The 24,540-nt window shown below is 55.7% G+C and carries 23 protein-coding genes, 3 tRNA genes and 1 riboswitch; of the genes, 12 read left to right on the top strand and 14 right to left on the bottom strand.

All coding sequences use genetic code 11. From position 1 onward, the window contains the following. Positions 1-51: 51 nt before the first annotated feature. A riboswitch (cobalamin riboswitch) is annotated at positions 52-199 on the bottom strand. 139 nt (positions 200-338) lie between these two features. Next, a tRNA-Asp gene (locus CKROP_RS02015) sits at positions 339-412 on the bottom strand. Positions 413-733: 321 nt separating this feature from the next. Between CKROP_RS02015 and CKROP_RS02010 the strand changes: the two genes are divergently transcribed. The 4 genes from CKROP_RS02010 (at position 734) to CKROP_RS10525 (ending at position 4,174) form a co-directional block, all read left to right on the top strand. Beyond that, entirely contained in the window at positions 734-2,209 is a 1,476-nt protein-coding gene (locus CKROP_RS02010) for an MFS transporter (RefSeq protein ID WP_012731080.1), read from the top strand. Beyond that, on the top strand, positions 2,209-3,291 hold the full coding sequence (locus CKROP_RS02005; protein ID WP_012731079.1) for a glycerophosphodiester phosphodiesterase family protein: 1,083 nt from the start codon (positions 2,209-2,211) through the stop codon (positions 3,289-3,291). Before CKROP_RS02010 ends, CKROP_RS02005 begins: the two co-directional genes overlap by 1 nt. A gap of 232 nt (positions 3,292-3,523) precedes the next feature. Further along, entirely contained in the window at positions 3,524-3,721 is a 198-nt protein-coding gene (locus CKROP_RS02000) for a hypothetical protein (RefSeq protein WP_041628743.1), read from the top strand. 27 nt (positions 3,722-3,748) lie between these two features. Continuing rightward, positions 3,749-4,174, top strand: coding sequence for a hypothetical protein (locus tag CKROP_RS10525; protein ID WP_012731078.1), 426 nt, complete (start codon positions 3,749-3,751; stop codon positions 4,172-4,174). A gap of 210 nt (positions 4,175-4,384) precedes the next feature. On the opposite strand, the gene CKROP_RS01990 is transcribed toward CKROP_RS10525, so the two are convergent. Next, positions 4,385-4,457, bottom strand: a tRNA-Glu gene (locus CKROP_RS01990). A gap of 205 nt (positions 4,458-4,662) precedes the next feature. Between CKROP_RS01990 and CKROP_RS01985 the strand changes: the two genes are divergently transcribed. From CKROP_RS01985 to CKROP_RS01970, 4 genes are all read left to right on the top strand, one after another. Next, on the top strand, positions 4,663-5,475 hold the full coding sequence (locus CKROP_RS01985; protein ID WP_012731077.1) for an ABC transporter ATP-binding protein: 813 nt from the start codon (positions 4,663-4,665) through the stop codon (positions 5,473-5,475). Beyond that, on the top strand, positions 5,472-6,122 hold the full coding sequence (locus tag CKROP_RS01980; protein WP_012731076.1) for an ABC transporter permease: 651 nt from the start codon (positions 5,472-5,474) through the stop codon (positions 6,120-6,122). The genes CKROP_RS01985 and CKROP_RS01980 overlap by 4 nt, the downstream gene beginning before the upstream one ends. Further along, the gene (locus CKROP_RS01975; protein ID WP_012731075.1) at positions 6,119-6,781 is read left to right on the top strand and encodes an ABC transporter permease; all 663 of its coding nucleotides are present in this window, start codon (positions 6,119-6,121) and stop codon (positions 6,779-6,781) included. Before CKROP_RS01980 ends, CKROP_RS01975 begins: the two co-directional genes overlap by 4 nt. Before the next feature lie 106 nt (positions 6,782-6,887). Then, the gene (locus CKROP_RS01970; RefSeq protein WP_012731074.1) at positions 6,888-7,955 is read left to right on the top strand and encodes an ABC transporter substrate-binding protein; all 1,068 of its coding nucleotides are present in this window, start codon (positions 6,888-6,890) and stop codon (positions 7,953-7,955) included. A 44-nt stretch (positions 7,956-7,999) separates the two neighbouring features. Here the strand turns inward: CKROP_RS01970 and CKROP_RS01965 are convergent. Both CKROP_RS01965 and scpC read right to left on the bottom strand, forming a co-directional pair. Continuing rightward, positions 8,000-8,072, bottom strand: a tRNA-Lys gene (locus CKROP_RS01965). Between the two features lie 157 nt (positions 8,073-8,229). Further along, positions 8,230-9,744, bottom strand: coding sequence for a succinyl-CoA:acetate CoA-transferase ScpC (gene scpC, locus CKROP_RS01960; RefSeq protein WP_012731073.1), 1,515 nt, complete (start codon positions 9,742-9,744; stop codon positions 8,230-8,232). A gap of 323 nt (positions 9,745-10,067) precedes the next feature. On the opposite strand from scpC, the gene dusB reads away from it, so the two are divergent. Together dusB and phoU are read left to right on the top strand one after the other, a co-directional pair. Further along, positions 10,068-11,171 (top strand): tRNA dihydrouridine synthase DusB, encoded by a 1,104-nt coding sequence (gene dusB / locus CKROP_RS01955; RefSeq protein WP_052292328.1) that lies wholly within the window; start codon positions 10,068-10,070, stop codon positions 11,169-11,171. Between the two features lie 75 nt (positions 11,172-11,246). Then, positions 11,247-11,981: a phosphate signaling complex protein PhoU gene (gene phoU, locus CKROP_RS01950; RefSeq protein ID WP_012731071.1), complete on the top strand. Its 735-nt coding sequence runs from the start codon at positions 11,247-11,249 to the stop codon at positions 11,979-11,981. Here phoU and CKROP_RS01945 read toward each other — a convergent pair. From CKROP_RS01945 to CKROP_RS01910, 8 genes are all read right to left on the bottom strand, one after another. Beyond that, positions 11,978-13,411, bottom strand: a complete 1,434-nt coding sequence (locus CKROP_RS01945) for an MFS transporter (RefSeq protein WP_012731070.1) — start codon at positions 13,409-13,411, stop codon at positions 11,978-11,980. The genes phoU and CKROP_RS01945 overlap by 4 nt on opposite strands. Before the next feature lie 10 nt (positions 13,412-13,421). Beyond that, entirely contained in the window at positions 13,422-14,138 is a 717-nt protein-coding gene (gene deoD / locus CKROP_RS01940; protein ID WP_012731069.1) for a purine-nucleoside phosphorylase, read from the bottom strand. A gap of 343 nt (positions 14,139-14,481) precedes the next feature. Then, on the bottom strand, positions 14,482-15,258 hold the full coding sequence (gene pstB, locus CKROP_RS01935; RefSeq protein WP_012731068.1) for a phosphate ABC transporter ATP-binding protein PstB: 777 nt from the start codon (positions 15,256-15,258) through the stop codon (positions 14,482-14,484). 67 nt (positions 15,259-15,325) lie between these two features. Continuing rightward, complete coding sequence (gene pstA / locus CKROP_RS01930; protein ID WP_012731067.1) at positions 15,326-16,267, bottom strand: phosphate ABC transporter permease PstA; 942 nt, start codon at positions 16,265-16,267, stop codon at positions 15,326-15,328. Positions 16,268-16,330: 63 nt separating this feature from the next. Further along, on the bottom strand, positions 16,331-17,395 hold the full coding sequence (pstC, locus tag CKROP_RS01925) for a phosphate ABC transporter permease subunit PstC (RefSeq protein ID WP_148209620.1): 1,065 nt from the start codon (positions 17,393-17,395) through the stop codon (positions 16,331-16,333). Positions 17,396-17,495: 100 nt separating this feature from the next. Continuing rightward, on the bottom strand, positions 17,496-18,611 hold the full coding sequence (pstS, locus tag CKROP_RS01920; protein ID WP_012731065.1) for a phosphate ABC transporter substrate-binding protein PstS: 1,116 nt from the start codon (positions 18,609-18,611) through the stop codon (positions 17,496-17,498). A gap of 176 nt (positions 18,612-18,787) precedes the next feature. After that, positions 18,788-19,873, bottom strand: a complete 1,086-nt coding sequence (gene mshD / locus CKROP_RS01915) for a mycothiol synthase (RefSeq protein ID WP_012731064.1) — start codon at positions 19,871-19,873, stop codon at positions 18,788-18,790. A 147-nt stretch (positions 19,874-20,020) separates the two neighbouring features. After that, entirely contained in the window at positions 20,021-20,698 is a 678-nt protein-coding gene (locus CKROP_RS01910; protein WP_012731063.1) for a winged helix family transcriptional regulator, read from the bottom strand. Between the two features lie 152 nt (positions 20,699-20,850). Between CKROP_RS01910 and CKROP_RS01905 the strand changes: the two genes are divergently transcribed. After that, positions 20,851-21,744, top strand: coding sequence for an LmeA family phospholipid-binding protein (locus tag CKROP_RS01905; RefSeq protein ID WP_169302943.1), 894 nt, complete (start codon positions 20,851-20,853; stop codon positions 21,742-21,744). A 70-nt stretch (positions 21,745-21,814) separates the two neighbouring features. Further along, the gene (locus tag CKROP_RS01900; RefSeq protein WP_041629099.1) at positions 21,815-22,549 is read left to right on the top strand and encodes a heme-binding beta-barrel domain-containing protein; all 735 of its coding nucleotides are present in this window, start codon (positions 21,815-21,817) and stop codon (positions 22,547-22,549) included. Between the two features lie 38 nt (positions 22,550-22,587). On the opposite strand, the gene CKROP_RS01895 is transcribed toward CKROP_RS01900, so the two are convergent. Both CKROP_RS01895 and hchA read right to left on the bottom strand, forming a co-directional pair. Next, positions 22,588-23,514: an esterase/lipase family protein gene (locus CKROP_RS01895; protein ID WP_237698431.1), complete on the bottom strand. Its 927-nt coding sequence runs from the start codon at positions 23,512-23,514 to the stop codon at positions 22,588-22,590. 84 nt (positions 23,515-23,598) lie between these two features. Next, positions 23,599-24,495 (bottom strand): glyoxalase III HchA, encoded by an 897-nt coding sequence (gene hchA, locus CKROP_RS01890; RefSeq protein ID WP_012731059.1) that lies wholly within the window; start codon positions 24,493-24,495, stop codon positions 23,599-23,601. Positions 24,496-24,540 lie beyond the last annotated feature (45 nt).

Raw genomic sequence — 24,540 nt, 5'->3', positions numbered from 1 at the left:
CGCATGGAAAACTATCCTCTCTACCTAAACGCGAGATATCGAAGCTCACGGCTAGCCTTCCAAGGCAAAACGCGGTATCCGGACTTAACGCAAAATAGCGTGTCACCGTTGCGCGTCAGTTGCAGATTCGCACTGCATTCCCCGCATTTCCCAGTTTGATGGCTATCCGTCTACAGGTAGCTTACGGTAGAGCTTCTCAACTACCCATTTATGCAGGAGAAACACGGCGACACTGGGGAGATATATTCGGGGTTATACGACGGCGGCCTCTACGACAGTGATGCTGCGGCCCCCGGAATGCAAAAACGGCCGGACACAAAGTCCGGCCGAAATAAATGCGACCCTGACGGGACTTGAACCCGCGACCTCCGCCGTGACAGGGCGGCGCGCTAACCAACTGCGCCACAGGGCCATCAGCACGTCTATTAAAAGAGCGCCGATTGCGTTGAGTAGCTCTCTCGGGGAGCCGCTCGAACGTGTTAGAACTCTACACGGAACACAGAATGTCCACAAATCACCACGTCAAGACCGTTTTCTGTAAGAAAACAGCGCGAAAAAATGCCCTAAACCGCCGCGGGGTCACCGGAGGTCCCCGAAACCTACGCAACCGTCGCTTAAGGATGAGGGTTTTATCCCCATTCGGGGGATATGCGGGCCTGTCTGACCTCGACCGATGCGACAGTTACCAATTGATAATATTTTTTAGGGTCCCAGCTACCGCATAATATTTGGCGTGTCACAAGAGAAAACTGCGCGCCAATTATCCTTCCGCGCGCTCCCACCACAACCCCTGCTCCCCGCAGACGAAATCGCCCATAAATATCCTCGGCTCCGTCTGCAAGTATTCATGGGGATATTCATAGGATATGCAGGCTTTTACCTGGTCCGAAACAACATTTCGCCAGTCGCCGCACTGATCAAGAACGACGGCATCCTCGATACAGTCGCCATCGGCATTATTGCCAACGCCGTCTATATCTCGTACGGCCTCTCCAAGTTCATGATGGCCACGCTGTCTGACCGCGCGAACGCACGACTGTTCATGCCACTCGGACTCGCACTGTCAGGCATCACCAACATCCTTCTGGGAACCATCCCCGCCCTCCATGCCACGGTGGCCATCTTCACCCTCGTCATGTTCATCAACGGGTGGTTCCAAGGCATGGGTTGGCCTCCGTCCGGCCGAGCCCTCGTCCATTGGTTTTCGACGACAGAGCGCGGGTGGAAAACGGCCATCTGGAACTGCGCTCACAACGTGGGCGGTGCTGGCGTCGGCATCTCGATCGCATGGGCATTGTCCATCACCGGAAACCAATGGCAATCAGCGTTTTGGCTCCCAGGCATTATCTCGCTCATCGTTGCTCTCATCGCTTTCCTATTAATTAGAGACACACCTGAGTCCGAAGGCCTCCCTCCCATCGAGGAGTACCGGAACGACCCGGCCAAAACCGAAGCAATCGACGACAGCGAGATCGCAAACCAGTCGACCTTCACCATCATTTGGCGCCACATTTTGACCAATCGCGTTATGGTGCTCCTAGCTCTGGCCAACATCTTTATCTACGTTCTGCGTTACGGAATCCTCAGCTGGACGCCTGTGTATCTCCACGACATCCACGGAGCTAGCCTCAACGGCTCGATCGCCGGATTCTCAACCTTCGAAATTGCCGGAATTATTGGCACCCTCATCTGCGGCTGGGTCACGGATAAAATCTTCCGCGGATATCGCACAAGTACCGGAATTCTCTTCCTCGGTGCAGTTGCTCTGTGCACCCTTGCTTACTGGCTCGTCCCCCATAACTCGCCCTTGTGGATTCCTCTGTTGTTAGTCAGCCTCATCGGTGGACTCATCTACGGACCTGTCATGCTGATCGGCCTTCAAGCCATCGACCTCGCCCCACGAAATATTGCGGGCACGGCGGCTGGATTCACGGGGCTCATGGGATACGTCGTTGGTGCAACGCTTGCCTCGACAGGAATCGGCTTTATCATCAAGCACTGGGGATGGAATGTCACGTTCATTTTCCTGCTTGTGTGTGCCTTCATCGCAATTGCCCTTATCGCCGGCGTCGGCAAGGACGAGAAATTGCTGATGGAGCATCACTCCAAGGCCAACGCGACCCCGGCCGACGCGACTGACACAACCGACACGACCGAAGCAACTGCCAACAGCACCAACGCACAGAAAAACGACGAAGGAGCCAAGTAATGAGAACTCCCCGGGCACGGATTTATACCGCAGCACTTCTGCTCACAACCGTCGGGTCACTGGCAGCGTGCAGCACCTCTGACAACGACAATGACACCTCCAGCGCCACGTCGGCATCAGACTCGACGACACAGTCCGCAGAGAAGACCAGCGGAAACCACGTCGACCTCGCAAGTTTTGATCTTCAGGCGCACCGCGGTGGCCGTGGCGAGAACACCGAAGAGTCCAAACAAGCTTTTGAAACAGCGATCGATGAAGGCGTCAATACTCTCGAAATGGACATTGTCCTTACGAAGGATGGCGTGCCGGCGGTGTGGCACGATCCGAAGATCGAGGACGAGAAATGCTCTGACACCCACCCCGCCACACCTGATGATCCGCAGTTCCCATACGTCGGCAAGAATGTTCATGACCTGACGTGGGATCAAATCAGCACGCTGAAGTGTGACAAGAAGCTCGCTGATTTTCCTGACCAGAAGGTGGCCCCCGATAACCACATTCTGAAGCTCAACGACGTTTTTGACCTCGTTAAAGAAAAAGGAGCCGACGTCCGCTACAACATTGAAACGAAGATTGAGGCGGATAAACGGGAAGTCTCTGCGACACCGGAAGAATTCGTTTCAACCATCATGGGTGTTGTTGACGAATACGGTGTTCGCGGCAAAGTGACCATCCAGAGTTTCGACTGGCGGTCACTCAAACTCCTGAAAGAACATCAGCCCGACGTCACCTTGGCCGCATTATACGACGAGACCACGTGGAAAAAAGATTCACCGTGGCTAGCCGATTACACCTACGAGAAGTACGACGGTGATGCTCTCAAGGCGATCCAGGCGCTCGGGGCTCAGATCACGTCGCCTGGCTATGCGCAGCCCTACGACACGAAGGTTGGCGACAAGGACTTCCACCCCGTCGCTGACCGCGACTATGTAGAAAAAGCGCACGGGATGAACATCAAAGTTCTCCCCTGGACGGTCAACGATAAAGAGACCATCAAATACTTTATCGATAACGCGGGCGTCGACGGGCTTATCACCGATTACCCGAAGCGAGGAATGGAGGTCCTGAAAGAGCTCCCGTAGATCGAGCCACCATATACCCGCCCGGCTGCTGTTTGCCGGGCGTTTTTGGGTTGTGTGCCGATTCGAGTTTCAGTGGATACACGCGACTGCTAGAGACGAGCGGGACTGACTCGGACAGGGCCAACTACCTCCGACCGGAACGATACTGGAACTAAGTTCGATATACTTAGCCAAGCATTGCACACTCAGGGTAGTGATGGCTGCCCACCGCAAACTAGATGAGGTGAACTAGATGTCTTCTTCGAAGACGATCTCATATCTAACTGTGATCGGCGGCGTGGTCGGTATTGTCGCTTGCTTCCTGTATGTCTTTGGCGTGGTTCCGAAAGAGGTCGGAGGAATCGGCCTCCTCCTGGGAGGCATCTGTTCCATTGAGTTCAATAGAAATCGGAAAAGATCATTAAAGCAGCTCCAACCCCATAGCGACTAGGTTTTCGATATCCGGAGGGTACGCATTGTGTTTGACTACATCCCCGAGAAACACGACCTCGACTCTCGCTATGTTAATTTCAAAGAAGTAAAAAGAACGAAATCCCGCGCTTACAAATTCGCAGTGTGGAGCTCATGCCTCGGCGGACATAATTTCTTTCTTGGCCAATGGTTAGTCGGAACGCTGCATTTCCTCTTTACCGCGGCTTTGGCCCCCATTTATGTGTTTATGGACTGGCAAACGCTCCTGGCCACTATCATCATCGATGTTATGTGGTGTTATTACGGGATCAAGAAAATCGCCGTATCTGACGAAGATGATCCAATATATTCGGGGCACACTCCAAAATGGTTCTTCCCACTAATGGTGATTCACATGAACACAATTATCTGGGATATTGACTTCTGGGCCCGAAAGCGTAAAAAGGCGGAGAAAGAGAGCTCAAGCAAGTAAACCACCCAGGGATAAACTGTCTTGTACCAGCGAGTCACATTGGGCGCGGGCTTTTACGTATCACAAGGGGGTTTTACGGAGCTTATACGCCGACCAGGGGGTAGCCGGCCCGTTGCACGTAGAACCAAAATAGAACCACAGACAGGTAGGGGCGGCTAATACGACAAACGAAAATCCCCCTGGCCTGCGATTACAGGCCAGGGGGTGCTGTACTCTCAACGGGGTTCGAACCCGTGTTGCCGCCGTGAAAGGGCGGAGTCCTAGGCCACTAGACGATGAGAGCACGCGCTACAGAGTTCTCTGCAGCAGCTGCTACAGACTACGTTAACCACCTAAAATTCACAAAATCGCCTGGTAAGCCACCTCTTTTCACGGCCACTTCCTCAACACCACCTCAACCCCAGAAGAACCACTCTCCCCCACTACCTCCCGGCACCGGTACGTCGAATTCTGATAGCCTCGAGACTATTGCTGAGGAGGCCTAATAATTGATTACCTTCGATCACGTTTCCAAGACCTACCCAGATGGCTCAACCGCCGTCCACGATTTCTCACTAGTCATACCGTCGCATCACATCGTGTCACTCGTCGGCACATCTGGCTCGGGGAAAACGACGTTAATACGCATGGTTAACCGCATGACCGAGCCCACGAGCGGCCAAGTCTGCATCGACGATCACAACGTCATGGACGAGTCCGCCGTCGACCTCCGGCGTCGAATTGGGTACGTCATACAATCTGGTGGGCTCATGCCCCACAAGACAGTCGAAGCGAATATTGCGGTTGTGCCGACGCTCCTAGGCACACCTCGTCGCGAGGCCCGGAAAAACGCTCGAAAGATTATGGAGCGCGTGGGGCTCGATCCTGCCTTAGCGAAGCGATACCCTCACCAGCTTTCTGGCGGCCAGCAGCAGAGGGTCGGTGTGGCACGGGCCCTTGCATCAAACCCGAATATCCTGCTCATGGACGAGCCCTTCGGAGCTGTTGACCCGATCGTCCGTCGGGAATTGCAAGACGAGCTCCTGCGCCTCCAACAAGAATTAGGGAAAACGATTCTCTTCGTGACCCACGACATCGACGAAGCATTTCGGCTTAGCGACTCGGTCGTTATTCTCGAAAAAGGTGGAGTGATATCACAACATGGATCACCTTCCGAGATAATGACCAACCCAAAGAATGACTTCGTTGCATCGTTTACCGGAGCAAGCAATACGAATAGGAAATTAACAACGCGAACAGTCAATGGACAAGCCGTTGCTGTTGATTCCTACGGAAGAAGCGTGGGGGTACTTACCTCATGAACTGGGTGATCACCAATTGGGAGGATATCGCGGAACTAACCGGCCAACACCTCCGATTAGCGCTGCCCCCGATTCTTTTCTCACTGCTTATTGCCATTCCGATAGGGCGCTATGCATTTTCCCACCCTCTGTTCGGTAGGCCATTGCTAAATGCGGCCTCTCTCATGTACGCAGTGCCTTCCTTACCACTCATCATTACAATTCCGATCATCATTGGCACACCATTGCGATCAAACCTCACGATGATCACCGCGCTCACGGTCTACGGAGTCGCGTTACTTGTCCGCACCGCGGCCGACGCTTTCGCCTCCGTCGATGCACACACTCGGGACGCGGCACTCGCCCTCGGGCACTCCCCCCGCACAATCCTGTGGAAAGTGGACCTACCGCTGGCTATTCCCGTCATCGCGTCGGGACTCCGCGTGGTCGCATCCTCCACGATTGGCCTGGTCACCATCGGTGCACTCGTCGGTATCCCTAGTTTGGGTTCACTACTCACCGACGGTTTTCAGCGCGGCATAACGGCGGAGGTCACCGCGGGTATCGTCGCCACGATTATTGTTGCCCTCGTGATCGATGCCATTATTCAAGGTCTTACCTGGCTGCTCACTCCATGGAGCCACGCATCGGGTGGCGCATCATCATGAACTATTTTATCGACGCCCTAAGCTGGGCTTTTTCAGCAGACCATTGGTCAGGAAACGGTTCGATCACGCAACGATTAGTTGAACACCTATGGTTCACGGTAATGATTGTGGCTATTTCTTCTGTGTTAGCAATACCAACAGGAATAGTCATTGGCCATATTCGACGAGGAGCTGGCCTCATTGGTGCGCTGACCGGAGCAGCACGCGCGATCCCTACGTTGGGCCTGCTGACACTATTCGGTCTGTGGCTGGGCATCGGATTAAAAGCGCCCACCCTCGCGCTCATTGTGTTAGCTATCCCATCTCTGCTGGCCGGAGCTTATTCCGGAGTCGAATCGATTTCGCCGGATATCCCGTCGGCAGCCCAAGCGATCGGGATGACGCCCTGGCAAGTCATAACTTCCGTCGAACTTCCGCTGGCATTGCCCGTGATTATGGGTGGAATCCGAGCGGCAACGTTACAAGTCATCGCGACCGCAACGCTCGCGGCATACACCGCTGATATTGGGCTTGGGCGCTTTCTGTTCGCAGGATTGAAATCGCGCGATTATTCCGAAATGTTGGGATCGTCACTTATTGTCATTGCGCTCGCAGTTGTCATTGATGCAGCCCTTGGGCGTGCTCAGAGGTGGGCCGGGAATCGTTTCGGCGATCATTAAACATTGAGGCTGGAGCTAACAATAGCTATGTAACAGCAACTATGTAACGGATAAAAACTCCCGCCCTGCAACACAAACTACAGACACCAAAGCTGGGACACTTACCATGACGATCAACTGGTTGGACTACGTACACACCGCATCACGCCGAACTCCGCTTCCGGCCAGCAACACGTTTCTTTCAGGTATAAGACCGAAGCCCCGGTCACAGTCCCGATCACGATCTTTCACGATTATTGCGGCCATCATCACCTCATGCCTTCTTATCCTCACGTTATCGTCGTGCGCGCGATCTAATCCTTTGTCCAGTGGGAGTGCTGATTCCGATACCATCGTTATCGGTTCACAGGACTACTATTCGAATGAAATAATCGCCGAAATTTACGCTCAAGCGCTTGAAAAAAACCACATTAAGGTTGATAGACAATTTCGGATTGGCCAGCGTGAGGTCTATATCCCAGAAATAGAGCACCAATCGATCGACCTGATCCCCGAATATTCGGGAAACTTACTCCAGTACTTCGAGAAAGAATCATCACACGGAGATAATGACAACGCGACAGCTGCGAAAGATCCTGACGACGTGTATCGCGACCTCGTTCACGCCACGCCACAGGGACTTCACCTCTTGAACTACTCCCCCGCGTCGGACCAAGACACGTACACCGTTACCCATGACTTCGCCCGGCGTTACCACCTTCACAGCGTGGGTGACCTCGCGCGCGTACCGGGGTCGGTGAAATACGGAGGACCCTCAGAGGCAGAATCCCGCCCCTACGGGCCGACGGGTCTTAAAGCGGTGTATAGCGTCGACGTTGATTTCACGCCTATCGAAGACTCTGGCGGGCCATTAACGGTCAAGGCACTGACAGACGGAAAAATTCAGGTAGCGAATATCTTTAGTGCAGATCCGGCTATTAAGAAAAATAATCTCACTGTTCTCGACGACCCACAGCACCTGCTCCTCCCGTCAAATGTCGTTCCTCTTGCTAGTAAAAAATTGAATAACTTTAAGGATGGCAAAGCAGAGGACATCATCAATTCAATAAGTAAAAAGATGACGACGGAGGATCTGGCGGAGCTCAACAACGAAAGCGTCACCGATCAGAAACGGGCCGCGCGTATTGCAAAAGAATGGCTAGCTCACAACGACATCAGCGTGCAGAAGGGCTAACGCAAATACCCCTCACCAGGCAATTCTGGTGAGGGGCGTTGTTGTGGGCCCTGAGGGGCTCGAACCCTCGACCTGCGGATTAAAAGTCCGTAGCTCTACCAGCTGAGCTAAAGGCCCACACACATTCTGATTAAGCGCTAACTGCTGCCACCACCACGAAAGTAAACGACAGCACTCAACACAATGTTTGAATGTGCGCTAGTCAGTATAGATCATGACAGCGGACGCCTGGCAAACGGCCTGGAGAACCACCCAAGGCCGCCGCCACCGTCAACTACTTCTCCGGCATCATGGAGCCAGTCTCCATGAAACGAGTGTGGAAATTGAATGCCTCGTGGAGGTCATGAGGAGTGTGCAATCCGGATGCGTTCTTCTCTGCCCGCTCCACATACTCCAGCAACGGCTCGCGGTAATCCGGGTAGGCACAGTTCTCGATGATCTTCCGGGAGCGCTGCCGCGGAGCAAGTCCGCGCAGATCAGCCAGACCCTGCTCAGTAATAATCACGTCGACGTCGTGCTCATTGTGGTCAACGTGCGAAACCATGGGCACGATGGCGGAGATGTCGCCACCCTTTGCGCGCGATGGCGACACGAAGCACGACACAAAGGCATTACGCGTGAAGTCGCCGGATCCGCCGATGCCGTTCATCATCTTGGAGCCCGTGACATGGGTGGAGTTGACGTTGCCGTAAATGTCGGCCTCAATCATTCCGTTACATGCAATCACGCCGAGGCGTCGGATAACTTCTGGGTGGTTGGAGATTTCCTGCGGACGCAGAACAATCTTCTTGGCGTACTCAGCAGCATTTTCATTGACCCGGTGTGCGTATTCCGGCGACAGCGAGAATGCGGTTGCCGACGCCACCGTCATGGTGCCCTGATCCATCAAGTCGATCATCCCGTCCTGGATAACCTCCGTGTAAGACGTAATGTGGTGATACGGCCCTTCCAGCAGCCCCGCGAGAACAGCGTTCGGAATGTTCCCCACACCGGACTGCATCGGAAGCAATTCCTTGGTCAGACGCCCAGCCTTGATCTCGCCGTCGAGGAAATCAAGCAGGTAGTTGGCAATCTTCTTGGAATCGTCGTCGATCGGCTTGAACGGGGAGTTGCGGTCCGCAGCGTCGGTTTCGATGACTGCGATGACCTTGTCGACGTCGATATCGATGTACGGGGTTCCGATCCGGTCACCGGGGTCGGCGATCGGAATGGGCTGACGGTTAGGCAGCTGACCATAGCTCCAGATGTCATGCATACCTTCGAGGTCTTCGGACTGCCAGGAGTTGACCTCAATAATTATTTTATTGGCATTACGCAGGTAGTTTGTCGAGTTACCGACGGACGACGAGGGGATAATTGCCCCATCTTCCTTAATGCGCACTGCCTCAACGACGGCCACGTCGGTCGCCCCGAAAAATCCCTGGTCCAGGAGCATCCCCGAGTGCGAGAGGTGAATGTCGCTGTAGTACGTGTCGCCAGCGTTGATCCGCTTACGAAGAGTCGGGTCAGATTGGTACGGCATACGCCAGTTGATGCCGTTGACCTCGGCTAATGCACCGTCGAGCTCCGGGGCGGTCGATGCACCAGTCATCACATTGACTTTGAATTCTTCGCCGCGGTCATGTGCCTCTTTGATCCGGCGGGCCAGGGCTTGAGGGAATTCTTTGGGATATCCGGCACCGGTGAATCCACTGAAGCCGATCTGATCGCCGGGGTTGATCTTGGCGGCGGCTTCGTCGGCACTCATGATGAGGCCTTGCAACTTCGGGTTGGCTATCCGTCCTGACATATTTTCCTCCTGTGCTCCCGCCGAAATTCCTGGTCAATCGGGGGTTCTCTTTACATTCCACGTCCGTAATTTGGCGCGTCGTCGAGGGGGCACCGCTCGGTGAGGCGCACCACGATCGTGGTGTGTTGTTACGTGTACCACTTTAGGTCAAGAGGGGGACAGAAACGGCAGTCTTAGCCCAGACTATTCCCCTAAATGGGTTCCCCCTTCCCTCGCTTGGTGTGAGATTCACACACGTTTACACTGGCACGGTGATTTCTGGATCCCGCACACCCCTCCGAATCGGCCCATTTGAGCTATCGTCCCCCGTCGTTCTTGCACCCATGGCGGGGGTAACAAATGTGGCTTTTCGGTTGTTGTGTCGTGAACTCGAGATAGAAAAAACGGGGACGACGTCGGGGCTCTATGTCTGCGAGATGGTGACCGCGCGAGCACTCGTCGAGCGGAATGAGAAAACTCTGCACATGACGGAGTTCGCTCCCGAAGAAACGCCGCGCAGCATGCAGTTGTACACCACGGACCCGAAGTGGACGTACGAAGCTGCTCGCATGATTGCCGACGACAACCTGGCTGACCATATCGACATGAATTTTGGGTGCCCGGTGCCGAAGGTGACTCGACGAGGCGGCGGAGCTGCCCTGCCCTATAAGCGACGTCTGTTCGGCGAGATTGTCGCAGCGGCCGTCCGTGGTGTCGAGGGAACGACGATCCCGGTCACGGTCAAAATGCGGACGGGTATCGACGACGACCATCTGACGTTTTTGGACGCGGGTGCGATTGCCGCCGCGGAGGGCGCTCAGGCTGTGGCGTTACACGCGCGTACAGCAGCGCAACGTTATTCGGGCACGGCGGACTGGAACCGCATCGGGGAACTTAAGGAGCATCTGTCGGGTACGGGCGTGCCGGTGCTCGGCAATGGCGATATTTTCAAGGCAACAGATGCCGCGGACATGATGGATCAGACTGGCTGCGACGGTGTGGTTGTGGGGCGCGGTTGTTTGGGGCGCCCGTGGTTGTTTGCTGAGTTATCTGCCGCCCTGCGCGGCGAGCCCCTCCCTGCTCAGCCCACATTCGCGGAGGTATGCGACGTGATTCTGCGCCACACCCGCTTGTTGGCGGCTCACTCCGGGGAGTCCACCGCGTGCCGGGACATGCGGAAACACATGGGCTGGTATTTGCGCGGCTACCCTGCGGGGTCGGACCTACGTCAAAAGGTCACGCGCATCACGAGCATCAATGAACTAAAAGAGATCCTGAATACGGTAGTGAGCGATCCGGCGTTGGCGTCGGCTCTCCCCGACGATGCCGACGGCCCTCGTGGCCGCCAAGGGTCCGCGAAGGCGGTGACGCTGCCGGAGGGGTGGCTGGATGATCCTGATGACCGGACCGTCCCCGCTGGTGCGGACATCATGCACTCGGGTGGCTAATTCGGGGTCGGTGTGAACTGCGTGGCCTTGGGTTAGCCAAGCGTTGTTAGCCGATTTGTCCTAAACTAGGCCATCATGAGAGACGATTATCGGGAACACTTGGCGGAATTCGCCCATAATCTCATCGTCATGTGCGATTCGATTAAAGAGATGGCGTCGCATGCTTCCCGAGCGTTATTGAGCGCTGATCTCACTTCTGCAGAAGATGTGTTGACCAGCGTGGAGGATGTCGAAGAGCTTCGTGTGAAATGCGAACAACAAGCTTTTCAGCTTCTGGCGTTAGAAAGCCCGGTGGCCCGGGATCTTCGCCGTGTGATTTCCGGCACGTACATTGTGGAAGATCTTTCGCGGATGTCGGCGCTGATGGTGCACATCGCGAAGGTGGCCCGCCGCCGTCACCCGGATTGCGCAGTTCCGGAATCCATGGTGCCGTATTTCTCCGAGATGGCGAAGCAGTGTCTGGACATCACGGCTACCTTGCACGACGTCCTAGTGTCCTACGATCCGGAGTTGGCATTGCAACTGGCCCGCGACGACGACGCCATCGATGACCTCCACCACCACATTTTTGTCTTAACGACGCAGCGCGAGTGGCCATACACGACGACGAACGCCGTGGACGTCACCTTGCTATCGCGCTACTACGAGCGTTATTCCGATCACGCGGTCCAGATCGGTGCCCGCGTTATTTACTTGGCGACGGGTATGCGTCCGGAAGAGTACGTCGGCGGGAAAGATGAACGCGACCGCGAAGCCACGTTCATCCGCCACTTTGACGAAATCCAGCAACGCTACGGCGGAACGTTCTAGGATGCCCCATCAAGCGTCTCACCACGCCGCTTCTCCCTCCTGGTGAGATAGCGGTCGGACGCCACATACACGACGAAGGCCACGGCGGTGATGCCTGCGAGGATCCACAGCACGGTGGCATACGCGTGAGCTGTGTGTCCTGAGCCCTGCGTCAGCCCGCTGAGGAATGTCGGTTCGATATCGATCAGCTTGGCTGTGTACGCGATGCCGACGGGGATCGCGATGTTGATGGTCAGGTTGTAAAAACCGATGGCAACGCCCGTTTTCTCGGCTGGGATCTTCTTGATCGCTGAGGCCATCAGCGGTGCGTACATGAGCGCAAATCCGCTCCCGAAGAACATCATGGAAAGAATCAACAACCACAGGGATGTGTCGGGAATAATTGCGGGAATGACAAGCGCACCACAAATCGAGGAGAGCGCGATAATGATAGCCGGCCGCGTTTTCAGCACCTTCGCGATAGCTCCCGACGCTGCTCCGACGGCGGTTGCGCAGGCGTAGCCCGGCGCGATCAACATGGATGCCGTATCGGTTCCCAACCCGTGCAGGGTGGACACGATGAAGGGGAAGAAGAAAATGTACCCCAGCTGCACAGAGTACAAGATGAGAACGACGACTAGGGCCCACACGTAACGACCGTTGAGGAAGAATTCTGGCCGGACGAGTGCCTTGTTGTTGATCTTGATGTACACCGCGAAGAGCACAACCCCGATGACTGAAAAGACAGCGTAGATCGGCTGGAACTCTTGCATGAAAATGACGGCGAATGTGGCGAAGACACCGATGAGAAAGAGACCAATGACATCCAAGTTGGCGCTGACTTTTTCATCATCGGGTACGGTTTTCGCGATGAAAGGCACTGCGAGGATTAAGGCCGCAGAGACCAAGAACATTGCGGTCCACGAGATGTACGTGGACACGAATCCGCTGGTGAGCACACCGATCAGCATGGCCAGTTGGAACGCAGCGGTGGAGAAACCGAGGTACGTCTTCTGGTCTTTCGCGGAGATGTGCTTGGTGACGTAGATGACGTAGAGCGTTTCCGCCCCGGCTAAACCGGTGGTTTGAATAATTCGCCCGGTCAGCACCATCGGCCACGAGTGTTGGAAAACAAACCCGATGATGGAACCAATGACGGTCAGCCCGATGCCCACGTACAACAGCTTCTTGATGCTGAACGTATCGGCAAGCGCGGCATACACCACAGCGCCGATGCCGATGACAATTCCTGCCAGTGTGGCTTGCAGGCTCACCGTCGTCGCAGAGAGGTGGAGGTCGTCGGCAATGGGCTTGGACATGAACTTAAAGCCGTTGTCAATGACCAAGCTGAAGACGAAGGTAAATAAAATAACAGGGACGGCGGCTTTGGGGTTAAGTACCTTTTTGCCGGCCTTCTCCGGGGCAAGTGTTGCTGTTTCAGTATGTGCCATCGTTGCCTGCTTAGATCGCCGCGAGTGGAAGCGCGAGCTCCATCATGGTGGTAAATGCTTTTTCCCGTTCACTAGCGGTGGTGGCCTCGCCCGTCACGATGTTGTCGCTGACGGTGAAAATCCCCAGCGCTTCGACGCCTGCTTCTGCGGCGGTGGCATACAACCCGGCAGATTCCATTTCCACGGCGAGGACACCCATTGCGGCCCACCGTTGGTTGACGTCGTCCTGGTAGTTGTAGAACACATCGGAGCTCAGGACGTTGCCCACGTGGGTGGTGATTCCGGCTTCCTTCGCACGGGTTCGGACGTCCTCAATTAGCCGGTATGAGGCGATCGGTGCATACACCCCGGGCAGGTTGTACTGGGACAGGAAATTCGAGTCGGTGCAGGCAGCTTGCCCAATGACGACGTCGTAAAGATTGAGATCCTTCTGCAGTGAGCCACATGAGCCGACGCGGACGAGCTTTTTCACACCGAAGTCGTGGATGAGCTCCCAGGCGTAGAGGGAGATGGAGGGGATGCCCATCCCCGACCCCATCACTGAGACTTCTTTGCCCTGGTAGGTGCCGGTGTATCCGAAGGCGTTGCGGACGGAGTTGAACTGGACGGCGTCGTCGAGGTAGGTCTCTGCGATGAATTTTGCGCGGAGCGGGTCGCCGGGCAGGAGGATCGTTTCGGCGATGGGTACGCCGTTCGGGTTGATATGCGGAGTTGATTGTCGGCCCATGTTTTCTCCTGTTCGGGACACGTCATGACGCCACCGTGCGGTTACGTTGACAAGTTTGCAGGACTCCCCTAGGCCCGAATGACCCCCAGTTCGCCCTCTGATCTGGATGTCCGCGTGAGCTACCTGTTGTGTCGAGCGCTGTGCCCGCGAACACCGGTCCGCAACCACCCCACTTTTCCGGTCAGCGTGGCTGTGGTTGCACACCCCTATGACTATCTCATGTCTTCGCCTGTGGCGCAGTATGGGCCCTGTCACTTTTTCACGACAGTATGTTTCGACAACCTGACCTGTGCGGGCGATGTGTCTCGTTGGGCTGCCCCGCACGGTCTACTAGTGAGGGTTGCTATCCGAACCGACCGGAAATGTAGTCTTCCGTTTCTTTCCGCTTGGGGCGCTCGAAGATTTCTTGTGTCGGCCCAGTTTCGACGAGCCGACCTGGTTTACCTGTCGATTCGAGTGAGAAAAACGCTGTTTGGTCGCTGACGCGCGCAGCTTGCTGCATGTTGTGGGTGACGATGACGATGGTGAATTCTTTCTTCAGCTCGTGAATGAGATCTTCCACCGCCAATGTGGAAATGGGGTCGAGCGCAGAGCAGGGCTCGTCCATGAGCAACACCTCTGGCTCCACGGCTATCGCGCGCGCGATGCACAGTCGCTGCTGCTGGCCACCGGAGAGTCCCCCACCTGGTTTATCCAGCCGGTCTTTTACCTCATCCCACAGGTTCGCGCTACGCAGCGACCGTTCGGCGACTTCTTTCAAACGCGCTTTGTTCTTGACGCCGGATAGTTTTAATCCCGCGACGACATTGTCTTCGATGGACATCGTCGGGAACGGGTTCGCTTTTTGGAAAACCATACCGATGGTGTTTCGCACAGCGACGGGATCAACTTTGGCATCGTAAATGTCTTCCCCGTCTAGCTTGATCGACCCCGTGACATACGCCCCGGGCGTCACTTCATGCATCCGGTTAATTGTCCTGAGCACGGTGGATTTACCACACCCCGACGGTCCAATAAAAGCGGTCACAGATCGCGGCGGAACATGCATGGTGACGTCTTGCACCGCGTGGAAATCTCCGTAATAAATATTGACATCTTCTAGATCTAAGCGCTTAGCCATCGTGACCGTTCTCCTTATAACCGTGTGCAGATAATTGTCCGGACCGCCAATGCCCGGACTGACGTTGTTATGACTTGACCGAGAACCGACGGGAAATAAGCCGAGCCGCAATAGTCAATACAGCAATAATGACGACGAGTGTGAAGGCTGCACCCCACATCTTGTCGACGGCTGCACCCGTAGTTCCCGCTTTATACATGGCCAACATCATCAGCGGAAGCGACGTTTGTGGCCCTTCGACCGGATTGAAATTCGTACCGACGTTATATCCAACCAAGATGAGAACGGGCGCTGATTCCCCCATGATTCTGCCCACCGACAACATGATTCCGGTGATAATGCCGGACATTGCGGTGGGAAGAACGATACGGGCAATAGTTTTCCATTTCGGAACTCCCAATGCGTAGGCCGCTTCTCGCAAGTCTTGAGGAACAACCCGCAACATCTCTTCGGTGTTTCGGATAATCACCGGGACCATAAGCAGAACTAAGGCAAGAGATACGGCCATACCTGAGCGTTCAAATCCGAAGAGCACTACCCATAGCGAATAGATAAATAGCGCCGCGACGATGGAGGGCACACCCGTCAAGATATCCACCATAAAGGTGGTCACTTTCCCCAGACGTGATTGTCCTGCGTATTCAACTAAATAGGTTCCCGTGAGCACACCAATCGGGATCGAAAGCGCCGAGGTTATGAGCGCTTGAATGAGCGTTCCCATAATCGCGTGATACGCACCGCCACCGGCCTGGGATTCGATAATGCCCATCTGAGACTTCATCCACCATGTGGAACTCAAGGTGACGGCAGCACCGCGTGAGACCAGCTCCCACAGAACCCAGAGCAGCGGAATAAACGCGACGATCACCGTCGCAAAGACGAGAACCCGCGCCATGTTATTCGTCACTTTTCGACGAGTCGAAATAGCAGTAAAGGTCGTGGAGGTTTCGATTCTTTGATGCGGAGAAATATGTGGTTGTAATGCTGGCGATGAGACCGCGTGTGACATCGTGGCGCTCCCTACTTTGTGTAACTGATAGCTGGTGTGTCGGGTCGGGGCTTATCTCTGTGTTTATCTCTTCGCCACAATGGCCCGGGCAATGGCATTGACGACGAACGTTAAGAGGAAAAGAACGAGGCCAGCCGAAATGTAGGCTCCCGCCTGAATGTTGTTATTAAACTCCTGAGCGGCGTTCGCAATGGCCGTGGCGAACGTCGTGCCACCGTCGAAGAGGGATCCGCGGAATTCTGAACTCGGTGAGATCACTAAGTACAGGGCCATTGTTTCGCCGAGGGCACGGCCTAACCCCAGCATGGCTCCGGAAATATATCCCGAAAAGCCAAAAGGTAAGACGGTCAACCTGACGACTTCCCATCGGGTTGCCCCTAATGCCAAGGCAGATTCAATGTGACCTTGCGGAGTTTGAACAAAAACTTCTCGGGCCGTTGCCGCGATCACGGGGAGAATCATGATGGCGAGGACGATCCCACCGGTCAACAGGTTTCTACTTGTTGCGAAAGCTGGGGAATTAGCAAAGGTTTTGAAAAGAATGAACTGGCCTGCCCAGGAATGAATCCATTCGTAGAAGCCTCCGAGTTTTGGCCCCAGAACTTGGGCACCCCACAAACCAAAAACAATAGAGGGAACGGCTGCGAGAAGATCAACAACAAATGCGATCGGTTTGACGAATCGCTGGGGGCAATAATGCGCTAAAAAGATCGCTATCCCCAGCGCAACCGGCATCGCCAACACAAGGGCCACCAAGGAAACTGTCACGGTGACAAAGAAAAGGTTCGGAATGCCGAAGTGCATGGCCGACGTCGTCGCGGTATTCCAGTCACCGCTGTAGGTGAAGAAGTTCTCGGTGTTGTTCCGTAGTGCGGGAACTGCACGCCACAGCAAAAACGCTCCGATAGCAGCAATGATGACGGTGATCATCATTGCGGACCCCGTCGCCAAGCCGTGGAAGATTCGGTCACCGGCGCGGACTTTTCCTGGTGCGTTGTGGCCATCTTGGGCCTTCGGCGGGATATCTCCGTTACTGGGTGATGATAGTCCTGGCTGGTCAGCAGCGGAGGGAAGATGAGATCCGGCGGGCTGGAATGTTGCAGCTCCGGCGCTAGATGGAGTGGTCATTAGTGTCTCTGCACTCATTGGGGTCTATTGGAACGTTTGAACTTGGCTGTACCCGGGGAACGCGCAATCCAAAAGGCCTGAATTGACGCGTTCCCTCGGGTTACTTGATTTCTTTAATCGCGCTGGTCAATTTGTCTTTCAATTGACCAGTAACCGGAATATAACCCTGGTCTTCCAAATTCGAGTCCTGCCCATCATTGATGGCGACGGTCAGGAAGTCGCGGACGCGATCACCGGTAGACGAATCTTGGTACTTCGAGCACACCAGTTCATAGGTGGTGAGGAACAGCGGGTAGCTGTCTTTTTCTTTCAGACCGAACAGGGCGTCGGTATCAACAACCATGTTGTTGCCCTCACCTTTATATGTGAGCTTGTCTAAGGCATTGCCGACGGTATCTTTATTGAGTTCGACGGGACCCTGCCCGAAATCGATCGCAGCCTCTTTCAACTTGGCCTCTTTGGCAAATCCGGCTTCGACATATGTGATAGCCCCATCGGTGGCTCCGACTTCCTGGACGACGCCGGACGACCCATTCGCTCCCGACCCTGTGGTAGAGGGGAACGCTTTTCCTTCGGAATCCCACTGCCCCGGCGCGGATGCCTTCAAGAACTTTTGGAAGTTATCTGAGGTTCCCGATTCATCTGAACGATAGATAACCTTGATGTCTTTGTCGGGAAGATTAACTCCATCATTGAGTTTCTTGATGGCGTCGTCATTCCACTTCTTAATCTCGCCCTTGAAAATCTTGGCGATCACTTCAGGGCTGAGGGCGACACTGTCAAGGCCATCGAGCTTATAAGCGACGGCAACGGGCCCGATCACCATAGGAAGTTGCCAGACGTCGGATTTACAGGTCTTGTCCTTCGCCTCAGTCATTTGGCTGTCATCAAGCGGCGAATCGGACCCGCCGAAGTTAACCTGTCCGGCTATGAATTGCTTTTGACCAGCACCTGAACCGGTGCTGTTGTACGAGAACTGTGCGCCAGGTACTGCTTGTGAGTATTTCGCAGAGAAAACGCTCATGGCTTTCTGCTGGGCAGATGAGCCCTCTGCGGTGAGTTGTCCGGTGGTTCCAGAGAGGTTTGAATCTCCGTTGGACGATGATGACCCCCCGTCCGCGCTGTTGTCATCACTATTGCAGCCCACCAAGGTGAGAGCTGAGACGGCTGCGATGGTAGCCAGGGCAGTGCCACGTCCTACTTGTTTCCTGTTCACTTTTCCTCCGGGACTCAGGGATTTCGCCAGGTGAGGAGCAGAACGAGCCACGTCGGATGGCTGACGTCATCTGCCTCGTTCGGCGCCTACTGATTCCGACACATACGGTTTCAGGTTTGAAAGTAACCCGTGGAGGTTGCCAGTGAGCAGATTCAAGATGAACAGAGAGTGAACACTCAGAATTTCCACGCTGTGTGTCGCTCAACCACCGTGAATCCGAGCGCTTCATAAGCGTGAACGGCGGGCGCGTTATCCGCCTCGACATAGAGTTCGACGTAGGCCGCATCGTTGCTGGCCAGGTACTGAATTCCCTTCGCAGTTGAGGCGCGTCCTAAGCCGCGTCCTTGGGCCTTCCGCGCGAGCCCGATCACGTACACCTCGCCGACTTTACGCCCGGTTTCGTCGTCACCCTCGCGCGCTAATTTCGTCCAGTGGAACCCTAGAAGAGGGGGAAGCGAATCGGTGTCTCCGTCCTTCTGGTCACCCTCGCTCCCCCAGAGCAACAGCACGCCGTCGGGGTCGTACCACGATGCTCTCCGGGCTTGATCCAACCGTGCTTGATCCCAGCCACCTTGTTCGGGGTGCCAGTCAAAGGCCTCATTGTTGACGGCCAGCCATGCAGCATCAACCGCGTCTTTCCCCCATCGACGTGCCGATTCCGTCCAGCTGAGAACGGTGACATCATCGGGTAGCGTCGCTGCTGCCTGAGCAACGGGATTGTTATCAGACTCGTCTTTGACGACAGACCCGGGAAGCTCCATCACGAGGAGCTCACGGTCAGCGGTAGCGCCAATGTGTTCAGCTGCCGCCCGCGCTGGGGGAAGGTCACCATGCGCCCACCACGTCAACCCAATTCCATTGGTGTGAATATCACGCTCATCCCCCAGGCCAAGCGACGACGCATGTGCGCGCACCGCACGCTGCAGCGCTGTGGCCAGCCCACCCCGTCGATAAGAAGGATGAACCGCGAGCTCAACGGCCGGGCCAGAAGGATCGACGGCTGCAATGCCGCGCACATGCCCGTCAACTCTGACTAACGCGTGCCAATGATTGAGGTCCGGCTCCTCCATCCCGCGCAAGAATTGTTCGGAAAACGGTGCGACGCCGTCATGCCGGGTGCTCTCGTGCAGAATCGTTTCGATTTCCATCCAGCGATCGGCTGAGGCTTGTCGAGCATTGCGAACCCGGGGAGAAACTGGCCCTAACACCAGCTGCGTGATGATGTCACACGGCTGTGCGTTGAACGTGGGTGCGTCTGCCATCACTACAATCCTCACTCATTTCTGGGTTCTGCTCGTCTGTACTGTTCGTCTGTACTTGTGGCCGAATGTGGTTGGCTTTCGTCGCACAGGCTACCGGTGTTCTGGCGCGAGTCATAGTTTCGAGTCACAGTTTCGGGCACGCAACGATCACGCGTCAACGTCGATAGCCTTATAGCCGACGTTACGCACGGTGGCAATCATTCCCTCGTACTCTGTGCCCAACTTGGCGCGGAGCCGCCGAACGTGCACGTCGACAGTCCGGGTGCCGCCGAAAAAGTCGTATCCCCACACTTCTTGTAACAGCTGCTTTCGGGTGAACACGCGGCCGGAATGCTGGACCAGGAAGCGGAGCAATTCGAACTCTTTATACGTCAGATCCAGCGGGGTGCCGTGAATCCGCGCAGTGTAGGTGGCGTCATCAACGACAAGTTCACCGACGGTAACGACGTTCGAATCGTCGATCTCGTTGACGGGGACTGGCCGACGGGTGAGCAGGAGCCGGAAGCGCGCGTCGATCTCGACCGGCGTGGCGCTGGCCAGGAGGAATTCGTCGACGGCCCAGGACGAATCCAAGGCGATCAGACTGGTTTCCGCGATGGCGACGGCCACGGGCATGTCGGGGTGAGCAGCGGCAACGGTGCGGCAGAGCTCGCGTGCGCCGAGGAGGTCGGAGCCTGTGACGTCGATAACTGCGAGTTCGACGTCGTCAAGTTGTCGTGAGGACGTAGCGTCGGGGGGAAGAATGACGGTCTCGTGTGGCAACAGCGCCAAAGGCGGGAGCACGTCGGCCACGCTTGTGGCATTGGTGAGTAACGCTATCCTCACGGTGTAATCCTTTTTCGTTGACTAGCTCAACAGCTCAATACTGGGTCACTTTAGCCCAGTTCGCCCCATTGACCGAACCGGATAGTCTATTTGCGTTTGTAGGTTCGATGAATAGTTCGATGAATAGCCGGGAAACCGGTAAAACTGTAGGGGTGACTCATCAGCCTTCCTCGCCCGCCGGTTCCGTGCCCGTTGTGGCGCGGTCTCGTCGCCGTCGGACGGTGCGCAAAGTGGGCGTCATCGCCGCTATCGTCCTGATGTTTCTTGCTGTGTGCGCATGGGTGGGGGATTCATTGGTGGCGGCTCGGACGGAGTCGCGTATCTCGCGTGAACTGCAGCACTACTCTAATTTGCCTGTTCAACCCGATGTAACAGCCGGCGGTTTTCCTTTCTTGTATGAAGCCGAGAGCGGGAAGTTATCATCGCTGACGGTGGATGCTCAGGATCTCGATGTTCCTGGTTTTGGTTTGGTGACTGTCCATTCCTCGGCAACAAATATTGAAGCGTCGACACACGATATTCTTCACGGACGAATTGAGGATGCCCCGGTAGAAACAGTATCGACAACGCTATCGCTGGACGGATTAGCTTTGGGCGAGCGGCTCGGGATTACCGATCTGACTATCCGACGATTAGCGAATACGGCGCCGAACGGCGGTCAGGAATCGGATTCGGTGTTTAGTGGTTCTATTGGTGGTTTAGATAAGCCGGCCACAGTTGCAGTTCGGTTGCGAATTAAAGCCGACGTTATTTCCATGGATGCCTACGAGGTTCTCGACGGGCCGGCTAACAGGGATAAGGACGCCCCAGTTGTGAAGGGCCGAGAGATCCCAGAAGACATTAGGGATGAAATAAAGAAAGCATTTTCCCTCCAATTAGAAGGAAAATACCTTCCACTACGGGCACGTCCTGACTTTATTTATTGCGAAGGCGGATCTATTTTCCTGCAGGCTAGCCAACAAAATGTGACGATTAATTTGTCGGATCTAGCGCCCATGGCTCGGGAGGAACCTGAGGAAGCGAAATACGAAAACGACAAAGAGTAAAGAGGTACGGAGTAAGGAGTAGCGAGGACGGGAGCGTGACGTGTCCTACCCCTCCGGTACGCTGGGCACCATGGCTGAAAACGACAAAGACAGTGCACAAAAATTCGGTGTTCCCGGAACTGGTTCCGCGGGGCAGGCAGATCACTCCCCCAGCGACGCTTCCGCTGGTGAGGGCACGCCGCAGGAGCACAAACTCGACGGCAATGAGGCCGTGAATCGCGCTGCGGAGCAGGCCAAAACGACGGCTAGCCGGAACATTCCTGTTTTTGGTGACCTTCCTATCCCGGATGACACGGCGAATTTACGCCAGGGTCCTTCTCTTCACGATGGCCTTCTGGCGCTTCTTCCCCTTGTTGGGGTCTGGCGCGGCGAAGGGCAAGCTCGGAATCTATCGACGGGCGAAGAATATCCCTTTGGGCAACAAATTACGTTTGCTCATGACGGCCAGAACTACCTGTCATATGAGTCCCGCACATGGAGGCTAAATAAAGAAGGCGAGGCCTCCGGCCCCGACGAGCGCGAATCGGGTTTCTGGCGCATTAACGATAAAGATGAGATCGAATTCGTGTGTGCGCATGCCAGCGGCGTGGTCGAGATCTTCTATGGCCAGCCGACGACTGAGCGCCAATGGGATGTGCAGTCAGCCTCGACGATGGTGACCGCGTCTGGACCCTCCACGCTGGGCCCCGGCAAGCGCCTCTACGGGCTTATGCCGAATAACCACCTGGGTTGGGTTGACGAGCGTGCCGTCGACAATGAGATGGTTCCTCGTATGTCGGCGGAACTGACTCGCCACGCGGGGTAGGCGTCCCTGATGTAACGCAGCCCCGCACTTGTGGCCACTTAACCAAGGCTGGGCGCGGACGTCAGCGGCGGGGTGATCTCCCCGAGAGTCGGCAGGCCATCAGGCGAATCGGGCGCCATGCAGGGCATCGTCGGATTGTCGTCTTTCAGGAGGTTGGACACCAACGCCTGCATGGATGGGAGTTTGGTCAGCCCACCGTGCCCGACAATGTCGTTGGGGCACAGGTCTTGAGTGATGATGTTCGTGTAGTCACCCGGGCCGTCCATCAGGTTGATTTCATAGGGAGCGGCGTTGATTTCCTGTTTCGTCGTGATGGCGTAGTACTTGATGCCCGGCAGTGCTTCCGACGGCGTGTTGAGTGCGCGAATGCTCTCCCCCTCTGACGACATCTCGAGGCAGGTGTCACTGGGGCTCTTGAGCAGCTCCTGGGGAACATAAAGCCGCGCATTCGGGGGCGGGCATTGGCCTTTGCGCAGGGCATCGGCGTGGTGGGGCGATCCTTTGATCATTCCGGACAGTATCACGGCTTTTCGGACGAAATCGGCACCGCCGAAATCCTTGAGCCAGTATCGAGTCACGAATCCGCCTTGGGACCACGTGACGACGTCGAACTTTTCGTGCCCGGTTTCTTCTTTCAGCTTGTCGACGAAGGTGGCCAGGCGGGCCGAATTACCCTTGACGGTGACATAGGGGCTGGTGGTCGGGTCGTCAGGCTCCCATGTCATGAAGACGTGAACGTCTAATCCGTGCTTACGCAAGCTAGATGCGTACGATTCCGCGGAGTCCCGTGATTCATTGGAGGCGGACACGTAGATGACTGGGAGCGGGCCGTCCGTGGATGGTGATTCGGCGGGCGCTGGAGGCTGAGCGTCACCAGCGTGGGCAGGCAGGGACGACAGCAATAGCGTGATCGCGGCCGTGAGGATGACACACAGGGAGAACACTGTGCGACGAGGAGCGGTCATGGGGATCATGAGGCTAACCTACATCACTTGGCCGCGAGTAGCTACAGTGTCGATAACTTAATTGTGCCTAGCCGTTGTTTTTAGCTAGCCGTTAAATTTCTCCAACAGGGCGAGTGCCGATTCTTTACCTAGAGCGTTCGCAGCTAAGGGGCTATCCCCTGTCAGAAGATTCCTATCCCGCGTGGTCGCTCCGGACATGTCCTCATTGGAAATGGTGAGGCCCGCTTCCTGGAGCTTCTCTCCCAGCTTCCACGGCATCTCACCAGGTAGATAACCGATCTCAATATTGGCGCCGAAGTCGAGGGCATCCGGAAAAGCCACGACGCTATATCCGGCGAAAGGATTCTCGTCGGAGCCGTTACCCGCCGCGAGAAGAGCTGCTGGCCCGTGGCACAGCGTGATAATGAGCCGATCATTGTTCAGGAAGTAGCGCAGTGCTTCGCCTACTGAGCTATCCGATGGCACACCGTTCATGGCGCCGTGCCCACCCGGGATGAACACCGCAGCGTAATCATCGAGCCCTTGCGCAACGACGTCGCTCAGCTTCTTGGGCTGTTTAAAGGCGCTTTTCGTTGCATCCCATGCATCATTGACGGCGTCGTCCTTCGACGGGAACGCCCACCATTCGAATTTCGCCGGGCTGCCTGAGATAGTCGCGACGTCGACCCCGAAACCGGCTTTGTGCATGTGATAGAGGGGAAGAAGTGTTTCCACGGGGTGGTTGCCGGTAGAGAAGAAAGTGCCATTCTGCATCGGCATGTAGCGCTCTTCGGTTGCAATAACGAGGATTTTCCACCGGTCACCGGTGTACGTGTCCTCGGTGACGAGCCCGGAGAAATCGGTGGTCTCTGCCGTGTATTGCTCAAGAGAGTATGCCGACGGGAAGAAGGCGTTATCCTCCGCCGGATCGGGGGTTGGCTTCCGGTTCTCGTCGGTCTTGGTTGCGTACCGTTGGACAAATTCCTTTACTTTAGTAGCCATATCGCCTTTCTACAGGGAATGGCGAGAAAGTGCCACCGGTGCCAG

This window comes from Corynebacterium kroppenstedtii DSM 44385 (genome assembly GCF_000023145.1).
GTDB classification, from domain to species: domain Bacteria; phylum Actinomycetota; class Actinomycetes; order Mycobacteriales; family Mycobacteriaceae; genus Corynebacterium; species Corynebacterium kroppenstedtii.
This window is presented reverse-complemented; position numbering and strand designations above follow the sequence as displayed.